15 protein-coding genes are annotated in these 17,625 nt (G+C 69.8%); 6 read left to right on the top strand and 9 right to left on the bottom strand.

The annotated features are described in order from the left end of the window. Positions 1–83 precede the first annotated feature (83 nt). A complete protein-coding gene (locus AC3EN4_RS18015) occupies positions 84–653 on the top strand; it encodes a TetR/AcrR family transcriptional regulator (protein WP_435206993.1) in 570 nt (189 codons plus the stop codon). Between the two features lie 33 nt (positions 654–686). Here AC3EN4_RS18015 and AC3EN4_RS18010 read toward each other — a convergent pair whose 3' ends face one another. Further along, positions 687–1,163 (bottom strand): SRPBCC family protein, encoded by a 477-nt coding sequence (locus AC3EN4_RS18010; RefSeq protein WP_435206991.1) that lies wholly within the window; start codon positions 1,161–1,163, stop codon positions 687–689. A 65-nt stretch (positions 1,164–1,228) separates the two neighbouring features. On the opposite strand from AC3EN4_RS18010, the gene AC3EN4_RS18005 reads away from it, so the two are divergent. Beyond that, on the top strand, positions 1,229–1,723 hold the full coding sequence (locus AC3EN4_RS18005) for a GNAT family N-acetyltransferase (RefSeq protein ID WP_435206989.1): 495 nt from the start codon (positions 1,229–1,231) through the stop codon (positions 1,721–1,723). 16 nt (positions 1,724–1,739) lie between these two features. Here AC3EN4_RS18005 and AC3EN4_RS18000 read toward each other — a convergent pair whose 3' ends face one another. Together AC3EN4_RS18000 and AC3EN4_RS17995 are read right to left on the bottom strand one after the other, a co-directional pair. Next, on the bottom strand, positions 1,740–3,905 hold the full coding sequence (locus AC3EN4_RS18000) for an ABC transporter permease (RefSeq protein ID WP_435206988.1): 2,166 nt from the start codon (positions 3,903–3,905) through the stop codon (positions 1,740–1,742). Further along, the gene (locus AC3EN4_RS17995) at positions 3,902–4,639 is read right to left on the bottom strand and encodes an ABC transporter ATP-binding protein (RefSeq protein ID WP_435207069.1); all 738 of its coding nucleotides are present in this window, start codon (positions 4,637–4,639) and stop codon (positions 3,902–3,904) included. Before AC3EN4_RS17995 ends, AC3EN4_RS18000 begins: the two co-directional genes overlap by 4 nt. Before the next feature lie 365 nt (positions 4,640–5,004). Between AC3EN4_RS17995 and AC3EN4_RS17990 the strand changes: the two genes are divergently transcribed. Continuing rightward, complete coding sequence (locus tag AC3EN4_RS17990; RefSeq protein ID WP_435206986.1) at positions 5,005–5,718, top strand: adenylate/guanylate cyclase domain-containing protein; 714 nt, start codon at positions 5,005–5,007, stop codon at positions 5,716–5,718. On the opposite strand, the gene AC3EN4_RS17985 is transcribed toward AC3EN4_RS17990, so the two are convergent. Continuing rightward, positions 5,705–6,172, bottom strand: a complete 468-nt coding sequence (locus tag AC3EN4_RS17985) for a hypothetical protein (protein WP_435206984.1) — start codon at positions 6,170–6,172, stop codon at positions 5,705–5,707. The genes AC3EN4_RS17990 and AC3EN4_RS17985 overlap by 14 nt on opposite strands. A 1,094-nt stretch (positions 6,173–7,266) precedes the next feature. On the opposite strand from AC3EN4_RS17985, the gene AC3EN4_RS17980 reads away from it, so the two are divergent. Beyond that, positions 7,267–7,614 carry a hypothetical protein gene (locus AC3EN4_RS17980; RefSeq protein WP_435206982.1) on the top strand — a complete coding sequence of 116 codons (348 nt, stop codon included), beginning with the start codon at positions 7,267–7,269 and terminating at the stop codon, positions 7,612–7,614. A 406-nt stretch (positions 7,615–8,020) separates the two neighbouring features. Here the strand turns inward: AC3EN4_RS17980 and AC3EN4_RS17975 are convergent, their stop codons facing one another. After that, positions 8,021–8,743 (bottom strand): hypothetical protein, encoded by a 723-nt coding sequence (locus tag AC3EN4_RS17975; RefSeq protein ID WP_435206981.1) that lies wholly within the window; start codon positions 8,741–8,743, stop codon positions 8,021–8,023. Between the two features lie 171 nt (positions 8,744–8,914). Further along, positions 8,915–12,430 (bottom strand): methionine synthase, encoded by a 3,516-nt coding sequence (gene metH, locus AC3EN4_RS17970; RefSeq protein WP_435206979.1) that lies wholly within the window; start codon positions 12,428–12,430, stop codon positions 8,915–8,917. Positions 12,431–12,692: 262 nt separating this feature from the next. Here metH and AC3EN4_RS17965 point away from each other — a divergent pair, with 262 nt between their 5' ends. Both AC3EN4_RS17965 and AC3EN4_RS17960 read left to right on the top strand, forming a co-directional pair. Beyond that, complete coding sequence (locus AC3EN4_RS17965) at positions 12,693–13,562, top strand: PAC2 family protein (RefSeq protein WP_269678735.1); 870 nt, start codon at positions 12,693–12,695, stop codon at positions 13,560–13,562. Positions 13,563–13,705: 143 nt separating this feature from the next. After that, positions 13,706–14,497 carry a GntR family transcriptional regulator gene (locus tag AC3EN4_RS17960; protein ID WP_435206977.1) on the top strand — a complete coding sequence of 264 codons (792 nt, stop codon included), beginning with the start codon at positions 13,706–13,708 and terminating at the stop codon, positions 14,495–14,497. 305 nt (positions 14,498–14,802) lie between these two features. Here the strand turns inward: AC3EN4_RS17960 and mshC are convergent, their stop codons facing one another. From mshC to AC3EN4_RS17945, 3 genes are all read right to left on the bottom strand, one after another. Further along, positions 14,803–16,041: a cysteine--1-D-myo-inosityl 2-amino-2-deoxy-alpha-D-glucopyranoside ligase gene (gene mshC / locus AC3EN4_RS17955; protein ID WP_435206975.1), complete on the bottom strand. Its 1,239-nt coding sequence runs from the start codon at positions 16,039–16,041 to the stop codon at positions 14,803–14,805. A 67-nt stretch (positions 16,042–16,108) separates the two neighbouring features. Continuing rightward, positions 16,109–16,927: an SCO1664 family protein gene (locus tag AC3EN4_RS17950; protein WP_435206974.1), complete on the bottom strand. Its 819-nt coding sequence runs from the start codon at positions 16,925–16,927 to the stop codon at positions 16,109–16,111. Further along, complete coding sequence (locus AC3EN4_RS17945) at positions 16,924–17,502, bottom strand: DUF3090 domain-containing protein (protein WP_422740065.1); 579 nt, start codon at positions 17,500–17,502, stop codon at positions 16,924–16,926. Before AC3EN4_RS17945 ends, AC3EN4_RS17950 begins: the two co-directional genes overlap by 4 nt. Positions 17,503–17,625: the final 123 nt, after the last annotated feature.

Below are 17,625 nucleotides of genomic sequence, written 5' to 3'. Positions count from 1 at the left end.
GTGTGCCTCTTCTCGAGTCGGACCGTCCTGCGGTCAGCGCGAACGGTAGTGGACGCTGGCGTCCGTTTAGCTAAAGTGAGAGCGTGACCGAGCAGTTGACTCGAAACCTGCGGTCGGACGCGCGGGACAACCGCCAGCGGATCCTCGAAGCCGCCCGGGCGATGTTCGCCACCGACGGCATGGACGTGCCGATGCGCGAAATTGCCCGCAGGGCCGGCGTGGGCCCCGCCACCCTCTACCGACGGTTCCCCACCAAGGAGGCGCTGGCCACCGAGGCATTCGCCGAGCAGATGGACGCCTGCCAGGTGATCGTCGACGAAGGGCTCGCCGACCCCGACCCGTGGCACGGCCTGTGCCTGGTGATCGAGAAGCTCTGCGAGCTGCACGCCCGCGACCGGGGCTACACCACGGCGTTCACCACAGCCTTCCCGCATGCCGTGGATCTCGCCGCGAAACGCGAAGCGGCCCTGGCCGCACTCGCCGAACTGGCCCGCCGAGCCAGCACCACCGGCCATCTGCGGTCCGACTTCGTCCTGGACGACCTCGTCCTCGTCCTGATGGCCAACGGCGGCCTGCACGCCACCTCCACGGACGCCCGGGTCGCCGCGTCCCGCCGGTTCGCCGCGCTCGCGATCAGGGCGTTCCGCGCCTGAGGCGAGCCGTTCGCCGCGCCTCGGGCTGACCCCTCACACCGTCGCCGGCGGGGACAACTCCATCTTCTGCCAGTTGCGGAACACGAAGCGGTGCACCGACTTCAACCCGACCCACAGCGCCGGATACAGAGCCGCACGGCCGAACCCGCGAACCGTCACCGTGGTCGTCCGGGTCACCCGGGTGCCGCGCGCCGTCGGAGTCAACTCGAACACGTCGCCGAGCTGATCGACGAAGCGGTGGAAGCCGAGATCCGTCGACTCCATGTGGAACGCCAAGCGGGTCGGCGGCTCCCACGTCGTGATCCGCTGGCGCACCACGCCCTGTTCGGACACGCACTGCCGGGCCGCGCCCACCTCACCCGGGCCCTCCGGCAGCCGGCACGTCGTCGGCCGGGGCGTACCCAGATAGAAGACCGGACACCGGGGCTGCAACTCAAGGCGCGAATCGCACAACGCCGGCCACAACACCTCGGGCGGGTGGGGCATCGTCCAGCGCGTCCGCACCATCATGCCGGTAACGGTAGACCTCGGCATCGACGGTGCGCTGCCCCGATCCCCTGTGAAAAGCTGCGGCGGTGACGACGTTCCGCATCCGTACCGCCACCTCGGCTGACCACGGTTTCCTGGTCGACATGCTGGTGCAGGCCGTCAACTGGCTGCCCGAGCGCAACTGGTCACGCGAGGAGATCCTCGCGAAGCCCGAGCTGGCCCACTACGTCGCCGGTTGGATGCGACCGGCAGACTTCGGGGTCGTCGCGGCGGACCCGGCTGACCGGCCGGTCGGCGCGGCGTGGTGCCGACAGCTGACCGCCGCCGATCCGGGCTACGGGTACGTCAGTGACGACGTACCCGAGCTGACCCTCGGCGTGGTGGATTCGTGGCGCAATCGCGGTGTGGGCCGGGCGCTCCTGCGCGCCGTGCTGTCCGTCGCCGCCGAGCGCGGCCTACCGAAGGTGTCGTTGAGCGTGGAGCGGGCCAACTTCGCCGCGCAGCTGTACGCCAGTGAGGGCTTTCGCACGGTGAAGTCGTTCGACGACGCCGACACGATGGTCGCCCATCTCGCCAGTTAGCCCGCCGCAGGCCGCGTCATTCCCTGGTACCCGCCGCGCGGACCGGCGGAGTCCGTAGCAACCGCCGAACCGGCAGCATCGTGGTGACCAGGACCAGCGCGGTCGCGCCACCCAGCACAGCGACCCAGCCCAGCGGCGGGACGTACGGGATCAGCGTGCCGGTCAGCGCGTGGACGACCGCGACGAGCGTCATCCCGGCGATCGCCACCCCGAGCGTCAGCGCCGTACCGATCAGGCCCAACTGTTCGGCGTCGACCATCCGCCGCACCTGCCTGGGGGTCAACCCGGCGAGGCGCAGCACCGCGAGTTCCCGGCCGCGGGCCAGCGCGGCCATGACCATGGTGTTGCCGGCGGCCAGGGCCGAGTAGCCGACCAGCACGGTGATGAGCAGCTTGTTGAGCCAGGCCGAGATGGCCAGGTCGCGGTTCAACTGCCCGGTCAGGGCGCCGGTGTCGGTCACCGTCCCGAACGCGGACAGCCGCTGGTCGACGTCGCCGGTGGTACGCACGAGCACCTCGTCGTAGACGCCGCGTTGCTGTGGCAGCAGCACATCCCCGAAGCCGAGCCCACGGTCGTAGGTCGCCACCACGCGGGGGTGGACCGGGGTGCCGTCGGCCAGCCAGATCTCGGCCGTCCCACCGACCTTCCAGCCGGAGGACGAGGCCTGCAGGGCCGAGGCGGCGATCGTCCCGTCGGTCAGCCCGGACAGGCTGCCCTCGCGCACCTTCAGGTCGATCGTCGACGCGAGCCCACGCGGGTCGACCGCCCGGGCGACGACTGGCTCGGCACCACCGAGGACCCGGACCACCACCGACGTGTTCCGGACGCCGGTCGCCGCCTCGACCCCGGGGAGCTGGCGTACCTCGGCCACCTCCGTCGACGAGATGCCCTGCGGTGTGGTCAGCACCCGGTCGGCCAGCATCCCGTCGCGGCTCTGCGTGACGGTCTGCCGCTGCAGATTGTCCTGAAGAAACCAGATGGAGCCACCGAAGCCGATCGCCAGCACGAGCGCGCTCAGCACGACCGACATCCCGCGTGCGTTGACCCGCAGGTTGGCCGCCGCCAGTTCGCCAGGCGCCCGCCACACCGTTCGCAAGACCGGCGACAAGAGCCGGGCGGCGAAGCCGTTGATCCAGGGCGCGAGCAGCGCGACCGCGAGCACGAGCAGGTAGAGCATGCCGGCCGCGGTGGCCAGCGCGGCCGTGCCGGACAGCCCGGCCGCGAAGAACAGTGAGAACACGCCGCCGGCCATCGTGACCAGACCGGAAACGAGCCGGACCCGGGAACTCCGAGCCGGTTCGACCGCGGCCTCGCCGAGCGCCTCGGCCGGGCGGATGCGGACGATGCGACGCGACGCGATCCAGGCCCCGGAGGCCGCCACCAGGACCGTCACCGCGACGGCGGCCGCCGCGGCGAGTCCGGCGTTGACGATCGGAAAGTCAGCCGGCCGGAAGCCCCGGCTGACCATCTGGTGGTGCACCCAGTGGGTGGACCAGAGACCGGCGGGCACACCGAGCAGGGCGGACGCCAGAGCCACGACGACCCCCTCGGCCACGACCAGCAGGCGCGCCTGGCGTGGGGTGGCGGCCACCGCCCGCAGCAGCGCCAGGTCCCGGCGACGGTGCCGGACCGACAGGCCGATCGTGCCGACGGCCACCAGGACGACCAGCAGGACCACGTAGCCGCCGAACGCCGAACCGGCCTCGAGCAGGAACGAGCGGGCCTCGATCGAGTCGGACTGCTCGGCCCAGCCCCGGTCCATCCCGGTGTACGACTCGACGCCGGCCTGCCGGGCGATCCGGTCGATCGGCCCGTACGCCCGCGTGGGGGCCTGCACCTCGACAGCCGAGGCGACACTGCCCTCGACTCCCACCAAGCGGACGTCGGTGACGCCGGGGACCGCGCGGATCTCGTCGGCCAGCCCGACCGGGACGGTGCCCTCGGGCAGCGGCACCCGGGTGGTGGTCGTGTCGCCGAACTCTCTGGTGGTCACGGTCAGCTCCCGATGGGCGACCACCACGTCGGCCGCCGCGAACTGCTCCGGTGCGGGCCGGAACACCAGCGCGGACTGCACGAAGACCGCCAGGGTCATCAGAATCATGACGCCACCGGCCAGGGCCACCAGGGTGGCGATGGCGGAGGCGGGACGCTGCCGGAGCAGACGCAACGCGAGACCGGTCATCGGACGGCTCCCGTCATGCGCGTCGTCGCCAGCACCTCGGCGATCTTCTCGGCGCCCAGGGGCGGCAGGTCGCGGACGATGCGACCGTCGGCCAGCACGAGCACCCGGTCGGCGTAGGCGGCGGCGACCGGGTCGTGGGTCACCATCACCACGGTCTGCTGGGAGTCGTCGACCGCCGAGCGCAGCAGGGCCAGAACGTCGCTGGCCGACTCGGCGTCCAGCGCGCCGGTCGGTTCGTCGGCGAAGATCACGTCGGGTCGGACCGACAGCGCTCGGGCGATCGCGACCCGCTGCTGCTGCCCACCGGAGAGCTGGGACGGCCGGCGCGACCGACGGTCCGTCAACCCGACGCGCTCGATCACCTCCGCCAACCATCGCGGATCGGGCCGCCGGCCCGACAGCTTCGACGGCAACTCGATGTTCTCCTCGACGGTGAGCGCGCCCACCAGGTTGAAAGCCTGGAAGACGAAGCCGATGCGGTCCCGCCGTAGTTCGGTCAGCCTCGTCTCGGAGAGCGTGGACAGCTCGGTGTCACCGATCCAGACGCCACCCGACGTCGGCCGGTCAAGGCCGGCGGCGGTCTGCAACAGCGTGCTCTTGCCGGAGCCGGACGGACCCATGACCGCCGTGAACGTGCCGCGGGCGAAGCTCGCGTCAACGCCGTCGAGCGCCACGACCGGCTCTCCGTCGGTGGCGTAGGTCCGGCTGACTCCTTCGACCCGGACCGCAACCATGTCGATCATCACTAGGCCTCTCGGTGTGCGCTTTCGCTGACACCCAAAGACGCTAGGTCGCCCGACAGCCATGATCGATGAAGCCTGCGGGCATCTTCGTGTACAGCCTGCTGTACCCCAGGGGGTTGAGCAGATGGCACGGCACGGCGGTGAGCCGGCGGTCGGCCATGCCGAGACGACCACCGACAGCGTCTCGTGCCTCACGACGCCAGGAGCAGGCAACTGGCGTATCGCCCGACTGACCCTCGATTCCACCCCTGTCGGATATCCGCTACTGGTTTGCGGAGGCTTCATGCAGCATTTACCGTGCTCGCGGCCAAGACGTACTGGCGAATTTGCGCCTCACCGGCAGGATGGAGCAACAATTGAGCATTGCGGATGACCTGAGAGAGTCCGTTCGGCAGCACGTCGAGAATGCTTGCATCATCGTCAACACCGACGACATTCCCGAGCGCGACCAAGTCAAGCTCGCCGCCGAAGCGGTTCAGGTGGAAGCCACAGCCCTCTCCATAGACATTCGGCAGTTCTCAGGTTTGACCAACGCCTTCGGCCGCCAAGTGGTGGTAAGGATGCTGCGAGCCTTCTTCGAAGGTTCGGTAAGAATCGTGGAGGGTTCATCCGGGACGGTCGCGGACTTCAATGGCGACGGAATGATCGTACTCTTCGCCGGAGCGGATCGCACCGAGCGAGCATTCCGAGCGGCAAGTCAGATCAGATGGTTCCTCACCGAGGTCCTGCGGCCGCGCTTCGCGAAGTATTTCGAGAGCGATCAGTTCCTGAAGGCTCGCATCGAGGAATTCGACGCCGGCTGCGGCCTGGATGACGGACTGGTGCTCATCGGACGAGTCGGCTCGGAAGGATTCAACGACATCGCATGGGTGGGAAGGTGCGTCAACACGGCAGCCAAGGCGTGCAAACTAGCTGGGTCATCCAAGCCGATCATCGCGACACACGAGGTGTATGAGCGGCTGGACACATCCACCTTTGCCGGCACCGTCAACTGGGTGCCCGTGGATCTCATAACGGTGGGAGGCGTGCAGCGGGAAGTGATCGCCACCAGCTACGTCAGCAAGCCGTGATGCGGCTGGAGATCCCCCGCGCTGCGAAGGACGCCGCAACCTCGTCGAAGGCCCTCACGGCAAGCTCCGGCTGCGCGACCGCATCCGACAAGGGCAGCTCCAACTGGGGGTCGTACCCGGGTAGGCCCGTGATCGCCTGGACGGCCTCGCCGAGTCGATACATCGCCGTGACGATCGCCCGAGCATCTGCGCCTCCATACCAGTACGGAACCGTGATCCCAGCCTCTGCCGCGTAATAACTGACCTGGATTCCGGTCGGCTCGTGGGTCAACTCGTAGTTGTGGGTTCCCTCGAAGACGGAAACCTCACCGAGCGCCTTCCGCGCCGCCGCCACCAGTCGGGCCCACGCCTCGCCGCTCGGTCGCTCGTCGCTCTCGGTCTCCTCTGCCGCGTCCAACGCATCATCCCAGGACTGGTCGTCCCTGCGTGGTACGAAGATCAGGTCATAGCTCATGGTCGTGGACCATACCGTCACCCGGCATCGCCCGGGGCCTCCTGGACCTCTGTCTTGCTATGGCCCAACTGTCAGCTTGGGATCGGCTTCATCTGCTCCGGTGATGCGATCTAGACCCGGTCACCTACCTCAAGGCAGCCTTCGGGCTGGCGTAAGCATCCATCTGTTAGTCATTGGGGCTGGTAGACGTCATGCTCGGCGTAATAGATCACAGCTCCAACCGCTTCCCACGCTGTCGGTTGTCGACCACCACGCCAACGCGATCAGACCCCGATGACATCCTGGGCCAGATCTATCTCAAGCAAGTCCTCATGGCGGCGAGCAGGCTGCTCGTCGTCGTGTACCTCGGCCACCGAGTCAGCCGTCCAAGGCCGACTTGCGTAGATGATTCCGCCGTCGACTTGGCCCACGCTCTGCACCACCTCAATTAGTGATCGCTCACGCACAACGGCCAGCCTAGACCTGGCCCTGTCCGTTCACGGTAGACAGCTGAGGACCTGCACCCGCTCTTGATTCTCGCTCCTGGCGTCGGCAAGGACGGAGAACAGGACGTGACCGTCATGCTCGGCGTACCGGTCGACAGTTGGTTCCCGGTCCCGAAACGGGGCTGCCCGGTCGATGCAGACTTGGCACCCTCAGCGGATGCGGACGACTGACGACCTCGCCGCTTCGCGCTACGCGCGGATGCGCCGGAACACCCCGTTGTCGGAGGAACATGTCACCCTGCTCCTGGAGCGGCTCGATGTCCGGGCCGGCACGCGTGTGCTCGACCTCGGCTGCGGGTGGGGGGAATGCTTGCGGTGTGGTGGCGAGGGAAGTGGTAGGCAAGCCCATCACCCCAGGAAGCCGGTCTCTTCGGTGTGAAGGAATCACCAGCCGTCAGTAAGCTGCGCCGCCAACAGGACTGAGCTGCCCAAACGGTCCACCCGACTCCATGGGCGTCCAGCGTTGGCCGACTCGGTCGTCACCCAGCACGGAGGCGGCGGCGCACACGGTTGAAGTTTGCAACCGGCGGGGCTACCGTCCCGCGAATGCCAAGTGATCCACTTGATTCAGGCAGGCCGCGCGAAGGGCTAGCTCGGGGCCTGCGGGCGATGCTCATCTGGATCCTCATCGGGCTGCCAGCGACTGGGGTCCAGTACTTCGTCTGGGATGCGACTGGCGGCTACTGGCTCGGGTATCTGGCGGGTTCCGTCCTGCCGGTGGCGGTGACGCCATGGCTCGCCCCTCGGGTTTCCTACCGACGTCGGGATGCACTGATCACTGCGATCGTGTGGCCGTACATGGCGGGTGTGATCGCGTCTCGAATGGCGTTGCTGCCATACCGGGACTGGGCTCCCCGGTCAGACGAGGTGCGGCGCTCGCGCTGGCACCACGACCCGCGATACGCCGGCTACTGGTGGATCTCCCAAAACCCGTCACCGTGGCCGCCGAAGAAGTGACAGGCCTGCGCCCCGGTGCGTCGTCAAGCGCGTTCCCACCCTGCGAACAAGGAGCAGCCGCCGGATTCAGGCGTTGAAGCGGAACTCAGAGCTGCTGTGTCATGTGCCCCGCGTGCGGCAATGGCGAGCATGCTCATAGAGATCGGCCAGCTTGGAAGGCCGTCGGCCGACCACACTCCGGCCGACAACCGCCAGGGGCCCGGACTTCCGCCCGCTGTAGTGACAACAAGGAGCATCCGGCGGCGTCGACGGGACACGTTGTGCGTCCGCCTCCAGGTGACTCCTTGCCCCCAGGCAACCCACACGGCTCTGTCACCTGCTACTCCATGATGCCTGATCCGCTACGACGGTCCTCCAACGTGCAGGCTCGTCCACTGAAGTCCGTCACGATCGTCACTCAGTGCGGTCAGCGTCGTCGTGGCTGAGGTTGGTGGACCGACACTGGCTTCAGGTTTTCATGGCCCAGTCGGTGTGCGATGGCTTGGGCCTGAACAGCCGGATCAGAACCGTCGACCGGGAAGGTCACGACATACCTGCCCGGCAAGGCGTATCGCACCCCGCTCCGGTCGCGGGCGTAGTAGCCCATCTCGACCACGTCCGGGCGATCCTGCGGCGCGCGGATCGCTACGTAGTTGCGTATCCAGACTCCGCCGTCCTGCCCATACCCCTCACGCCACAACACGGCTTGGAGGTTCTCTGCAACCGACCGTGCTGGCCACATACGGCCAGCTCGCTCGGTCGCTCGGGCTAACTCCTGCGCGTATGCCTGCGGGTCGAACCGGAAGATGCCCAGCCCGATTTCGGGCTCTTCCTTGAGTACCCTGCCATTGCTTTTCAGGCGCCAGCAGTCCCAGATCACTTCGGAGCCGGCCTGACAAACGCGGACCGTAAGTTCGTCCTCGGTCGTGTCGGATCCGCCTACCCCTACCTCTCGGGCTTCCGGTGAGACAGCGACCCCGTCCGGTCCCAGTAACCACGAGGGCGCGAATCCCGCTACCGGCTGCCCGTGGAAGCCGTCGGGCGGATAGGGCGCTGCCACGACGTCCAGGCCGTTGACGAGGATCCGCGTACGGTGTGACGTGAACTCGGCGGGAAACAGCAGCGGCTCCAGCTTCAGGACATCGACCACCGGCGGAGTCTAGCCAGGTAACCCGCCTCGCCAGCCGCGGGATGCCACGACCACGACAGGTTCGTGCGCCGCCACCGGTCGCCCAGGCCTGTCACCGGCCGTCACCAGAACCACCAAGCCCGTAGCGGTCAGTCGGGACGACCAGAATTGCAGGTCAGCGACTTGTGTCCGTCACTTGGCGTTGAAGTAGCTGGCCTCGGGGTGGTGGACCACGATGGCGTCGGTGGCCTGCTCCGGCATGAGCTGGAACTCCTCCGACAGTTCGACGCCGATCCGCTCCGCGCCCAGCAGGTCCACGATCTTCGCCCGGTCCTCCAGGTCGGGGCAGGCGGGGTAGCCGAACGCGTACCGGCAGCCCCGGTAGTCGTTGCGCAGGATGCCGGCCAGGTCGGTCGGGTCGTCGTGGCCGAGCGGGCGCCCGTCGGGCAGGGTCAGCTCGGCGCGCACGCGCCGGTGCCAGTACTCGGCGAGGGCCTCGGTGAGCTGCACCGACAGCCCGTGCACCTCCAGGTAGTCGCGGTACTCGTTGCGGGCGAACAGCTTCGCCGCGTACTCACTGACGGGTTGCCCGACGGTGACCAGTTGCAGCGCGACCACATCGAGCTGGTCGCCCTTGGGCCGGAAGAAGTCCGCGAGGCAGAGCCGTCGCTCCTGGCGCTGGCGGGGGAACGAGAACCGGGCGCGCTCCGCGTGCCCGTTCTCGTCGAGCACCACCAGGTCATTTCCTTCGGAGTACGCCGGGAAGTAGCCGTACACCACGGCTGCCTCCAGGACGTGGTCGGCGGTCAGCCGGTCCAGCCAGTACCGCAGACGCGGCCGACCCTCGGTCTCCACCAGCTCGTCATAGGAGGGGCCGTTGCCGCCGCGGGCGCCGTTGAGGCCCCACTGTCCACGGAACGTCGCCCGCTCGTCGAGCAGCGCCGCGTAATCGGCCATCGGCACGCCCTTGACCACCCGGGTGCCGAAGAACGGCGGGGTGGGCACCTCCACGTCGACGGCCACGTCGGAGCGGGTCGAGGAGTCGTGCAGCTCCGGCAGCGACTCGGTGACCATCGTCCGCTGCCGCTCCCGGCGGGCCCGACGGGCCGCGAGGGCCGCCTCCCGCTCCGGGTCGATCACCGGCGCGCCGCCGCGTTTGGCGGTCATCACCCTGTCCATCAGGGACAGACCCTCGAACGCGTCCCGCGCGTAGTGCACCTGGCCCGGGAATATCGACCGCAGGTCGTCCTCGACGTACGCGCGGGTCAGCGCCGCCCCACCCAGCAGGACCGGCCAGCGCTCGGCGACCCCGCGGGTGGCCATCTCGGCCAGGTTCTCCTTCATGATGACCGTGCTCTTGACCAACAGCCCGGACATCCCGATCGCGTCGGCGCGGTGCTGCTCGGCGGCGTCGAGGATGGCGCTGATCGGCTGCTTGATGCCGATGTTGACGACCTCGTAGCCGTTGTTGGACAGGATGATGTCGACCAGGTTCTTGCCGATGTCGTGCACGTCGCCGCGCACGGTTGCGAGGACGATGCGGCCCTTGCCGCCGTCCTCGCTGGTCTCCATGTGCGGTTCGAGGTACGCCACGGCGGTCTTCATGACCTCGGCGGACTGGAGCACGAACGGCAGCTGCATCTGCCCGGAGCCGAACAGCTCGCCGACGACCTTCATGCCGTCCAGCAGGATGTCGTTGATGATCGACAGCGGGGACCGGCCGCCGGCCATCGCGTCGTCCAGGTCGGCTTCCAGGCCGTTGCGCTCGCCGTCGATGATGCGCCGCTTGAGTCGCTCGTCCAGCGGCAGCGCGGCCAACTCCTGGGCGCGGGTGGCCCGGGCACTGGTCACGTCGACGCCTTCGAACAGCTCCAGGAACCGCTGCACCGGGTCGTACCCGTCGCGCCGCCGGTCGTAGACCAGGTCGAGCGCGACCTCGCGCTGCTCGTCGGGGATCTTCGACATCGGCAGGATCTTGCTGGCGTGCACGATGGCCGAGGTGAGACCGGCCTGCACGCACTCGTGCAGGAACACCGAGTTGAGTACCTGCCGGGCCGCCGGGTTGAGGCCGAAGGAGATGTTCGAGATGCCCAGGGTGAAGTTGACCCCCGGGTAACGGGCGGCGATCTCCCGGATCGCCTCGATCGTCTCGAGGCCGTCGCGGCGGGTCTCCTCCTGCCCGGTGGCGATCGGGAAGGTCAGCGCGTCGATCAGGATGTCGGCCCGGTCCATCCCCCACCGGCCGGTCAGGTCGTCGATCAGTCGGGCCGCGACCCGGACCTTCCACTCCTTCGTCCGGGCCTGCCCCTCCTCGTCGATGAGCAGCGCCACCACCGCCGCGCCGTGCTCACGCACCACGGGCATCACCCGCGCGTACCGGGAGTCGGGGCCGTCGCCGTCCTCGAAGTTGACCGAGTTGACCACGCACCGGCCGCCGAGCATCTCCAGGCCGGCCTCGACGACCGCCGGCTCGGTGGAGTCCAGCATGATCGGCAGTGTCGAGGCGGTGGCGAACCGGCCGGCCAGCTCCCGCATGTCCTGCGTGCCGTCCCGGCCCACGTAGTCCACGCACAGGTCGAGCAGGTGCGACCCGTCGCGGGCCTGACTGCGGGCGATCTCGACGCAGGCCCGCCAGTCGGCGGCGAGCATGGCCTCCCGGAACGCCTTGGAGCCGTTGGCGTTGGTCCGCTCCCCCACCATCAGCACCGACGCGTCCTGCGCGAACGGCACCGGGTGGTAGACCGACGACACGCCCGCCTCGTGCCGGGGCTCGCGGGTCGGCGCGGTGACGCCGTGCAACCGCTCGGACAGCACCCGGATGTGCTCCGGGGTGGTGCCGCAGCAGCCACCGACCAGCCCCACGCCGTACTCGGTGACGAACCGTTCCAGGGCCTCGGCCAGCTCCACGGGAGTCAGCGGGAAGTACGCCCCGTCGGCGGTCAGCACCGGCAGGCCGGCGTTCGGCATCACCGACACCGGGATGCGGGAGTGCTGCGAGAGGTAGCGCAGGTGCTCGCTCATCTCGGCCGGGCCCGTGGAGCAGTTCAGCCCGATCAGGTCGACCCCGAGTGGCTCGATGGCCGCCAGGGCCGCGCCGATCTCGCTGCCCACCAGCATCGTGCCGGTGGTCTCCACGGCCACGTGACAGATGATCGGCACCTGCTGGCCCAGCTCGGCCATCGCCCGCTTCGACCCGATGACGGCCGCCTTGACCTGCAACAGGTCCTGGCAGGTCTCGATGATCAGCGCGTCCGCGCCGCCGGCGATCAGGCCGGCGGCGTTCTCCTGGTACGCGTCGCGCAGGGTCGCGTAGCCGGCGTGCCCGAGGGTGGGCAGCTTGGTGCCCGGGCCGATCGAGCCGAGCACGAAGCGGGGGCGCTCCGGCGTGCTGGCCGCGTCGGCGGCCTCCCGGGCGATCCGGGCGCCCGCCTCGGACAGCTCGCGGATGCGCTGCGGGATGTCGTACTCGCCGAGGTTCGCCAGGTTGGCACCGAACGTGTTGGTCTCCACGCAGTCCGCGCCGGCAGCGAGGTAGGCGTCGTGCACGCCGCGCACCACGTCGGGGCGGGTGACGTTGAGGATCTCGTTGCACCCTTCGAGACCGTCGAAGTCGTCGAGCGTGAGGTCGGCGGCCTGCAACATGGTGCCCATCGCCCCGTCGGCGATGAGGATCCGGTCGGCCAGCACATCCAGCAACGAAGTCCGCACCCGTTCAGGTTAGTGCGACCCTCGGCGAACCCGAGCGCCCTCCGCGCCCGATCCCATATTGTGTCAGCCGGATCACGCTGTCCGGTTCGCCGCCGTATGCCCGGTCGTGGAGCGGGCGGACCGGCGCGGCCGACGGGCCGCATCCCTGCCCGACACGTAGGCTGACGGACGTGAAGGAGAACAGGGACGCCATCGTGCACCACGGTCCGACAACCGGGCGCGGTCCCGGACTCGGCCGCGACGAGCAGGGTGAGGTGACGGCGTGACCGAGTTCGACGGACTGCCGGTCCTGCGGTCCCCCGTGGCCATCGCCGCGTTCGAGGGCTGGAACGACGCCGCGGACGCGTCCACCGCCGCCGTCGAGCACCTGGAACAGGTCTGGAACGCCCGACAGATCACCGAGCTTGACCCGGAGGACTTCTACGACTTCCAGGTCAGCCGGCCCACCATCACCATGGCCGACGGGGAGACCCGCCGGGTGGAGTGGCCGACGACCCGGTTCATGGTGGCCAGCCCCGAGGGCACCGACCGGGACGTGGTGCTGATCCGGGGCATCGAGCCGAGCATGCGCTGGCGGACGTTCTGCGAGCAGGTGCTGGAGATCTGCCACAGCCTGGAGGTGGAGCGGGTCGTGCTGCTCGGCGCGTTGCTGGCCGACGTGCCGTACACCCGGCCGTTGCCGATCAGCGGCAGCGCCTCCGACGCGCAGGCCGCGGAGCGCTACCAGCTCACCCCCACCCGTTACGACGGGCCGACCGGCATCGTCGGCGTGCTGCACGACGCGTGCGCCCGCGCCGAGGTCGACGCCGTCTCGTTCTGGGTGCACGTACCGCACTACGCCAACAACCCGCCCTGTCCCAAGGCCACCCTCGCCCTGCTGCACCGGGTCGAGGAAGTCGTCGACCTGCCGGTGCCGATGGCCGACCTGGCCGAGGAGTCCGCCGAGTGGGAGCAGCGGGTCCGCAGCGCCGCCGAGCAGGACGCCGAGCTGGGCGAGTACGTCCGTGAGCTGGAGGAGCGCGTCGGCGACGAGGGCATCACCCCGTTGACCGGTGACGAGATCGCCCAGGAGTTCGAGAAGTACCTGCGGCGGCGGGGCGGTTCGGCCGGCCCCACCGCCGGCTCCTGGTAGTTGCGCTGTCGTACGGGCCCTCGGACCTTCGCTGGTCCGGGGGCCCGTCTTCGCGTTCGGGGCTTCGCTTTCGCGTGTCCGGGGTGGCGCGGTCACACCCGCTAGGGCATCCTAGGAACCTAGATGTGATCAAGGAGGCGGGTGTGCAGATCAATCCCGGCGCCGCCGAGTTCCCCCACCGGCAGATCGCCGCGCAGCTCAAGGCCCAGGTCCGCCGCGGCGACTGGGGACCCGGCGAACGGCTGCCGTCCATCCCGGCCATCGCCGAGATGTTCGGCGTCGCGAAGCAGACCGTGCAGCGCGCCGTCGACCAGCTACGGGTCGAGGGCATCCTGATCACCAAACCCGGCTCCGGTACGTACGTCCGGGGCACCCGACGCCGACTCAACCGCCTCTCCCGGGGCCGGTACGGCGGCTTCCGCGGCTACCACACCGACCTCGCCGCCCGATACCGTCAGCAACTCGTCTCGGTCGGCCTCTCCCCCGCGCCCGCCGAGGTCGCCGACGCGTTCGGCGTCACCGACGGCACCAACCTGCTCTGCCGTCGCCACCTCGTCCGTACCGACGACTCCCCCGTCGAGGTCGGCGCCTCCTGGTTCCTGCCCCGGGACACGGACGGCACCTCGCTAGAGCGCGCCGAGGCGTTCGGCCGGCCGCTCTACCAGGAGGCCGAGGAGGCCACCGGCCGGCGGTACGTGTCGGCCACCGACACGATCAGCGCCCGCCAGCCCAGCCGGGAGGAGGCCGAAACCCTCCAGATCCGGCCCGACACACCGGTGCTGCACCTGCTGCACGTGGCGTACGACGCGAGCCGCAAGCCGATCGAGGTCGCCCAGGCCACCTGGCCCGGCCCGATGACCACTCTGACCGAGGAGTACAAGATCCCCGGCCCCACCCCAGAACCCAACCCGGACCCCGGCCTGGTCCTGGGCTAACCCCCGGGCGCGGTGCCCCCACCCGGGGCGTCGATCATGAAGCCGTGGTGGCCGATTTCAGCCGTTACACCCCTTCCGCGAGGCACCACAACTCCATGATCGACACGAGCGTCGACCTCGCGCGCGTCGATCTTGCACTTTCTGTCCTGGCGAAAGGTGCCAACCGGGGCAGATGGACAACACAAAGTGCAAGATCGGCGGGGCGGGGCGGGGAGGGCGCGGGCGGGGAGGGGCGGGGTGGGCAGGGCGGGAGGGGGTCAGCTGGGGCGGCGGGCGCGGGGGGGCCGGCCGGCGAGCGAGGGCTCTTAGAGGTGGATGCCTAGGAGGGCGTCTACGGTTTTTGCGAAGAGGGGCGGGGCCTCGGGGTCGTCGGTGGTGCCGGAGAGTGCCGCGTCGGCCCAGCGGTCGGCCACCGCCAGGGCGCCCGGGGTGTCGAGGTCGTCGGCCAGTCTGGCGCGTACTCCGGCCAGCAGCTCTGCCCCGGACGGCCCGGCGGGCGCGGCGGCGGCCCGCCGCCAGCGGTCCAGCCGCTCCTGCGCGGCGGTGAGCAGGTCGTCGGTCCAGGTGCGGTCGCTGCGGTAGTGGCCGGAGATCAACGCGAGCCGGATCGCCATCGGGTCGACCTTGTCGGCGCGCAGCCGGGAGACGAAGACCAGGTTGCCGCGGGACTTGGACATTTTCTCGCCGTCCAGACCGATCATCCCGGCGTGGACGTAGTGCCCGGCGAACGGCGCCTGCCCGGTGAGTCGCTCGGCGTGCGCGGCGGACGCCTCGTGGTGCGGGAACAGCAGGTCGTTGCCGCCACCCTGCACGTCGATGCGGTCGCCGAGCAGGTTCAGGGCGATGACCGCACACTCGATGTGCCAGCCGGGACGGCCCGCGCCCAGCTCCCCGCCCGGCCAGGACGGCTCGCCCTCGCGCGCCCCGCGCCACAGCAGCGGGTCGAGGGGGTCACGCTTGCCGGCCCGGTCGGGGTCGCCGCCGCGCTCGGGGAAGATCTCCAGCATCTGCTCGCGGGTCAGGTTCGACTCGTAACCGAACCGGCCGGTCGCGGAGATGTCGAAGTAGACGTCGCCGGTGCCGTCGTCGAGCCGGTAGGCGGCACCGTCCTTGAGTAGCACCTCGACCTTGTCGGCGATGCCCGGGATCGACTCGACCGCGCCCACGTACCGCTCCGGCGGGATGATCCGCAGCGCCTCCATGTCCTCGCGGAACAGGGCCGTCTCCCGCATCGCGAGGACCACCCAGTCCTCACCGTCGCGGGCGGCCCGCTCCAGCAGGGGGTCGTCGATGTCGGTGACGTTCTGCACGTAGCGCACCGGACGGCCGGCGTCGCGCCACATCCGCTGCACGAGGTCGAACGTGATCATGGTGGCGGCGTGACCGAGGTGGGTGGCGTCGTAGGGCGTGATGCCGCAGACGTACATGCTCGCCGCGTCGGCCGGGTCGCTCGGGTGGACACCCTGCCGCGCCGAGTCGTACAACGCCAACGGCTCGCCTCGACCCGGCAGCCGTGGCACCTCGTGTCCCGCCCAAGACTCCATGACCTCAGCCTAACCAGCCCTCAGGGGACACCGGGACGCCCCACGGGTGATCAAGATGACAGCGGGGTCAGATGGGCGGCCAGGGAATCGCCGGCCAGTCCTCCGGCGGCTGCGGGAAGCGGCCGGTCTCGCGCAACCTCTCGACGCGGGCGGCCACTTCGGCGATCTCACGGATCGTCAGGTGGTCGGCCAACTCCTCGCCGAGCGCCCCGGCGACCTGCCCGGCGAGACCGGCGAGCATCTCCATGGCGTCCGGCGGCACCTGCTTGCCGGCCCAACCCCAGAGCACCGTACGGAGCTTGTCCTCGACGTGGAAACTCACCCCGTGGTCCACGCCGTAGATCCGGTCGTCCGCGCCGACGAGCACGTGCCCGCCCTTGCGGTCCGCATTGTTGATCACCGCGTCGAGCACGGCGAGGCGGGCCAGGCGGGGATCGTCGGCGTGCGCGAGGGCGTACGCCGCGCCGTCGTCGTCCCGGGCCGCCGCGATCGGGAACCAGCGCGGCGGCACCTCCTCGGCCGGCACGAACCCGACCAGCGGCTCCGCGTCCTCCGGCTCGTCGATCCAGAGTTGGCAGGAACCGGGACCGAACGGGCCGTCACGCAGCACGGTGGGCGGCACCAGGTCCCATCCGGTGGCAGCGGACACCAGGTACGCCGACACCTCCCGGCCGGCGAGGGTGCCGTCCGGGAAGTCCCACAGCGGACGCTCGCCGCGCACCGGCTTGTAGACGCAGCGGGCGGTGACGCCGTCGAGGGTCAGGATGCCCCGCAACGTGGTGTTCGAGGCGTCGACCAGCCGACCCTCCAGGTCGAGCGTGCCGTCGCGCAGCAGCCGCAGCGCGGCGTCGCCGTCACGCAGGGGCTGGAGGCCGGACAAGGTCACCGGTGGTAACCGTTGTGCCGCGGGCACAGGTGCCCGGCGGGATCCAACGGCTGGCCGCACAGCGGGCACGGCGGCCGGCCCGCATTGACCACGCGCCGGGCGCGCTCGATGAACTGGCGGGTGGCCTGCGGGGTGAGCCGGACGCGCAGCCGGTCCAGATCCTCGTCCGGCTCCTCGTCCTCGTCGTCGTCCTCGTCGTCCTCGTCGCCCAGCTCGACCTCGGGCTCCGCCTCGCCGGCGGCGATCGCCTCGATCACCACGGTCGCGGTGTCGACGTCGAAGGCCAGCCCCAGCGTCCCGACCCGGAACTCCTCGTCGACCGGAGTGTCCAGCGGCTCGTTGTCGCCGATCACCGGCGCCAGCTCGGGCAGCTCCACACCGAAGCGGCGCTGCGCCTCGGTGAGCAGCTCCTCCAGCTTCTCGGCGAGCAGGGACACCTGGACCTTCTCCAGCGCGACGCTGACCAGCCTGCCGCCGCCGCGGGCCTGCAGGAAGAACGTGCGCTCCCCCGGCGGCCCGACGGTCCCGGCGACGAACCGCTCCGGCGGTTCGAAGGCGTGCACCTGGTGGGTCATACCCACGACCCTATCCGGCCCACCATGGCATCGCGCACCCCACCGACCCGAATCGCCGCAGGGGCAACGCGCCCGGGGTAACGGCGGCCACACCCGGGCGTGGCGGCGGTGGGCCGGGCGGCA

This window comes from Micromonospora sp. bgisy143, from assembly GCF_057708145.1.
This window is presented reverse-complemented; position numbering and strand designations above follow the sequence as displayed.

What these genes read in the sequence shown, in the direction of transcription:
- AC3EN4_RS18010 (WP_435206991.1), bottom strand. Translation starts at nt 1,163, where the DNA reads ATGATGGTGCGGACGCGCTGGACGATGCCCCACCCGCCCGAGGTGTTG.
- AC3EN4_RS18000 (WP_435206988.1), bottom strand. Translation starts at nt 3,905, where the DNA reads ATGACCGGTCTCGCGTTGCGTCTGCTCCGGCAGCGTCCCGCCTCCGCC.
- AC3EN4_RS17995 (WP_435207069.1), bottom strand. Translation starts at nt 4,639, where the DNA reads ATGGTTGCGGTCCGGGTCGAAGGAGTCAGCCGGACCTACGCCACCGAC.
- AC3EN4_RS17985 (WP_435206984.1), bottom strand. Translation starts at nt 6,172, where the DNA reads ATGAGCTATGACCTGATCTTCGTACCACGCAGGGACGACCAGTCCTGG.
- AC3EN4_RS17980 (WP_435206982.1), top strand. Translation starts at nt 7,267, where the DNA reads ATGCTCATCTGGATCCTCATCGGGCTGCCAGCGACTGGGGTCCAGTAC.
- mshC (WP_435206975.1), bottom strand. Translation starts at nt 16,041, where the DNA reads ATGGAGTCTTGGGCGGGACACGAGGTGCCACGGCTGCCGGGTCGAGGC.
- AC3EN4_RS17945 (WP_422740065.1), bottom strand. Translation starts at nt 17,502, where the DNA reads ATGACCCACCAGGTGCACGCCTTCGAACCGCCGGAGCGGTTCGTCGCC.